Origin of the sequence: Armatimonas sp. (genome assembly GCF_043760365.1) — a bacterium.
GTDB lineage: Bacteria > Armatimonadota > Armatimonadia > Armatimonadales > Armatimonadaceae > Armatimonas.
In genome coordinates this window covers 1-2,046 of record NZ_JAYUPA010000244.1, presented here as the reverse complement: position 1 = coordinate 2,046, position 2,046 = coordinate 1, and the positions used below count along the sequence as shown (strand labels likewise).

At 60.0% G+C, this 2,046-nt stretch carries 3 protein-coding genes; 1 reads left to right on the top strand and 2 read right to left on the bottom strand.

What is annotated here, in order from left to right; all coding sequences use genetic code 11:
- On the top strand, positions 1–904 hold a 904-nt coding region (locus tag ACH2EH_RS05885), incomplete at its 5' end, for a GDSL-type esterase/lipase family protein (RefSeq protein WP_395139847.1).
- On the opposite strand, the gene ACH2EH_RS05880 is transcribed toward ACH2EH_RS05885, so the two are convergent.
- Together ACH2EH_RS05880 and ACH2EH_RS05875 are read right to left on the bottom strand one after the other, a co-directional pair.
- Positions 901–1,455 (bottom strand): matrixin family metalloprotease, encoded by a 555-nt coding sequence (locus ACH2EH_RS05880; protein WP_395139845.1) that lies wholly within the window; start codon positions 1,453–1,455, stop codon positions 901–903. The genes ACH2EH_RS05885 and ACH2EH_RS05880 overlap by 4 nt on opposite strands.
- A gap of 85 nt (positions 1,456–1,540) precedes the next feature.
- On the bottom strand, positions 1,541–1,897 hold the full coding sequence (locus ACH2EH_RS05875; protein WP_395139843.1) for a CBS domain-containing protein: 357 nt from the start codon (positions 1,895–1,897) through the stop codon (positions 1,541–1,543).
- Between the last annotated feature and the right edge of the window lie 149 nt (positions 1,898–2,046).

Genomic DNA, 2,046 nt, shown 5'->3' with positions numbered 1-2,046 from the left:
CTTCTCCAATCCCGCCAGCCGGGAAGGGCGTAAAAATCTCACGGTACGGGCCAGTAGCGACGAGGGTAAGACCTGGGAGCGGCGGCTGACGTTGCACGCCGGGCCGAGCGCGTACTCGGACTTGGCTTCGCTGAGGAAAAATACGCTCGCGTGTCTGTATGAGTGCGGCGAGAAAGGTGCGTATGAGACTATCACACTCGCTCGCTTTGCACTTAAAGATCTCCCCCGCGTGCCGACCCTCTTTCTGGCAGGTGACTCCACGATGGCCGAGAAACTCCCCGACAAGCGCCCTGAGACCGGCTGGGGCGAGGGACTGCGGCTCTTTGTGGACGAGAGCAAGCTTCGGATCGAAAATCACGCGGTCAATGGGCGTAGCACCAGGAGCTTCCTGGCCGAAAAACGCTGGGAGGCGCTGCTTGCCCGTGTGCAGAACGGCGACTGGGTTTTTATTCAGTTCGGCCACAACGACCAGTCCAAAGAGAAGGGTGAGCGCTACACCCCACCAAAAGACTACAAGGCAAATCTCACTCGTTTTGTGAGCGATGTCCGCAAGCGCGGCGCGAACCCCGTGCTCCTGACCCCGGTGATGCGGCGCCGCTTCGATGCACAAGGGCAGTTCTATGACACGCATGGTGCCTACCCAGACCTAGTGCGTGAGGTTGCCACGGCGACGAAAACACCTCTGATAGACCACCATCGGTTGAGCGAGAAAGCTCTGCGTGCGCTTGGTGCAGAGCCATCGCGCAAGCTCTTCTTGCAGCTCAAGCCGGACGAGAATCCCCACTATCCCAAGGGAGTCGAGGATAACACGCACTTTAATACGGAGGGGGCAAAAGCGATGGCGGCACTCGTCGCTGAGGCGCTACGTGAGTCGAAGCTCGCACTGACCGAGGCGCTCCTCTAGCGGTAGGCTAGCAGCAGAGTATTTCGGTCACGCGTGGTGATGGCGAGCTGAGGGCCGGGGGCTTCGTACATCAGATCGTCGGTGCTGGGGCTGTGGCCGGAAATCCCGAGGGCATGGCCTAGCTCATGGGTTGCGATCAGGGTCAGCCAGTCGTCTTCTAGGTCGGAGTTGAGCAGAGTTAGTGCGCTCTGGAGCCCTTGCGTGCCCGCATCCGCCACCACAGAAGTCTTTCCCTGTGAGCCATCCAGCACGGTCGGAGAAGCGAGGCGCACGACAATCGGTGCCTCAGGCGAGCTTGAACGGATGAGCGTGACCTTGCCCAGGAGCGCCTCGTTCCAGAGGTGCATGGCGTACTCGACTTTCTGTGCCTGCGCCTTGGTCATATTGTCGAGCCGTACTTCTACGCGGGGCTGGGGCCAGTGGCGCAATGAGCGCAGCGAGGGGGCGTAGTTGGGGGTAAGATCAGAGCTGGGGGGCGGCAGCGTCGACGAGGGCACAGTCCCCGCGGCACAGCCACCACAAGCAAGCAAAATAAGTACGCCAAGTCGCATAGTGAGAAAACTATAACGGTGTAAACTTTAGAGGGCAAGGTTCGATGGAGAAAACACGCATTTATACGGGGGCAATGAGCTTATTCTAGCTAAGCTCTGCGCGGGTGACGACACCCTGATACACATTTCCGGCCACCACGGGCAGCGCGAGAACGCCCTTGCGCTCCAGTGCGGCCTGCGCCTCTACCACGGTCGTCTCAGGATGGAGCGGACGGGTAGGGCGCACGTACGGCCCCACTTGCAGCGTCGAGAGATCCACGCCGGAGGGAATCAGCGACGACTCCAGCATCGTGGCGTTGAGCATGCCCATGAACATCTCGTCGCCCACCAGCACCACGGTCTGGAGCGGGTCGGCTTGTAGCAGCTCAATGGCCTCGGCGAGGCTACTCTGGGGATCAACAACGGGAACTGTGCGAAGGGTGACATCGGCGAGTGTGGTCATGGAGTCAATTTCGGGAAAAAGACACGGTTTTCCTGCAACTAAGTTGGCTTTGCGGCATACTAATGCCCATGAGCAAAGTCAAAAAGCTACTGGCCGTCGGCTGCGGTACCAGCCTGATGGTTCTTGTCGGGCTGGGCGGGATTCTCTGG